The sequence below is a fragment of the Microbispora sp. NBRC 16548 genome (genome assembly GCF_030268985.1).
GTDB classification, from domain to species: Bacteria; Actinomycetota; Actinomycetes; order Streptosporangiales; family Streptosporangiaceae; genus Microbispora; species Microbispora catharanthi.
Genome location: NZ_BSSF01000050.1, coordinates 1 through 2085 on the forward strand (window position 1 = coordinate 1; position 2085 = coordinate 2085).

At 67.5% G+C, this 2085-nt stretch carries 1 protein-coding gene; it reads right to left on the minus strand.

Going from position 1 to position 2085, the window contains the following annotated elements; translation table 11 throughout:
• The coding region (rpoB, locus tag QSK36_RS42955; RefSeq protein WP_285786428.1) for a DNA-directed RNA polymerase subunit beta at window positions 1-2085 on the minus strand (2085 nt) is incomplete at both ends.

Sequence of the window (2085 nt, forward strand, 5' to 3'; positions counted from 1 at the left end):
CGTCGTCGGACTTGATCGTCAGCAGCTCCTGCAGCGCGTACGCCGCGCCGTAGGCCTCCAGAGCCCACACCTCCATCTCGCCGAAGCGCTGGCCGCCGAACTGCGCCTTACCACCCAGCGGCTGCTGCGTGATCATCGAGTACGGACCGGTCGAGCGAGCGTGGATCTTGTCGTCGACCAGGTGCAGCAGCTTCAGGATGTAGATGTAGCCCACCGAGATCGGGTGCGGGAACGGCTCGCCGGAGCGGCCGTCGAACAGCCGCGCCTTGCCGTTCTCCCCCACCATGCGGGAGCCGTCCCTGTTGAGCAGGGTGTTGTCGAGCAGGCCGACGATCTCCTCCTCGTGGGCGCCGTCGAACACCGGCGTGGCGACCTTGGTCCAGGGCTCGACCCTGTCCATGCCCTTGTCGCGCAGGCGCTCGGCCCAGGCCTCCTCGAGGCCGCTGACGTCCCATCCGCGGGCGGCGATCCACCCGAGATGGGTCTCCAGCACCTGGCCGACGTTCATCCGGCCGGGCACACCCAGCGGGTTGAGGACGATGTCGACCGGCGTGCCGTCCTCAAGGAACGGCATGTCCTCCACCGGCAGGATCTTGGAGATGACGCCCTTGTTGCCGTGACGGCCGGCGAGCTTGTCACCATCGGTGATCTTGCGCTTCTGCGCCACGTACACGCGCACCAGCTCGTTGACACCCGGAGGAAGCTCGTCACCCTCCTCCCGGCTGAACACCCGCACCCCGATGACCTTGCCGGACTCACCGTGCGGCACCTTCAACGAGGTGTCACGCACCTCACGCGCCTTCTCACCGAAGATCGCACGCAGCAGCCGCTCCTCGGGAGTCAGCTCCGTCTCACCCTTGGGAGTGACCTTCCCCACCAGGATGTCACCGGTCACCACCTCGGCGCCGATCCGGATGATGCCCCGCTCGTCCAGGTCGGCCAGGGCGTCCTCGGAGGCGTTCGGGATGTCCCGGGTGATCTCCTCGGGCCCCAGCTTGGTGTCGCGGGCGTCGACCTCGTGCTCCTCGATGTGAATCGACGACAGCACGTCGTCCTGCACCAGACGCTGGGACAGGATGATCGCGTCCTCGTAGTTGTGGCCCTCCCACGGCATGAACGCCACCAGCAGGTTCTTGCCCAGCGCCATCTCACCGTTGTCGGTGCACGGACCGTCGGCGACGACCTGACCCTGCTCGACCCGGTCGCCCTCGGCCACGATCGGCTTCTGGTTGAAGCAGGTGCCCTGGTTGGACCGCTTGAACTTCGCGACCCGATACGTCGTCCGCGTGCCGTCGTCGTTCATCACCGTGATGTAGTCGGCGGAGACCTCCTCCACCACACCGGCCTTCTCGGCCGTGATGACATCACCGGCATCGGTCGCGGCACGGTACTCCATACCCGTGCCGACCAGCGGAGCCTCGCTCTTCAGCAGAGGCACCGACTGACGCTGCATGTTCGAACCCATGAGCGCCCGGTTGGCGTCGTCGTGCTCGAGGAACGGGATCATGGCGGTCGCGACCGACACCATCTGGCGCGGCGAGACGTCCATGTAGTTGACCTCGGACGGGTGGACGGCCTCGAACTCGCCGCCCTTGCGGCGGGCGAGCACGCGGGTCTCGGCGAAGGTGCCGTCGGCGTTCAGAGCCGTGTTGGCCTGCGCCACGACGTGCCGGTCCTCCTCGTCCGCGGTCAGGTAGTCGATCTCGTCGGTGACCCGGCCGTCGACGACGCGGCGGTACGGGGTCTCGACGAAGCCGAACGAGTTGACCCGCCCGTAGGAGGACAGCGAGCCGATCAGACCGATGTTCGGGCCTTCCGGCGTCTCGATCGGGCACATGCGGCCGTAGTGCGAGGGGTGCACGTCGCGGACCTCGAAGCCGGCCCGCTCACGCGACAGACCACCCGGGCCGAGGGCGGACAGACGCCGCTTGTGCGTCAGGCCGGCCAGCGGGTTCGTCTGGTCCATGAACTGCGACAGCTGCGAGGTGCCGAAGAACTCCTTGATCGACGCCACGACCGGGCGGATGTTGATCAGGGTCTGCGGCGTGATCGCCTCGACGTCCTGCGTCGTCATGCGCTCGCGGA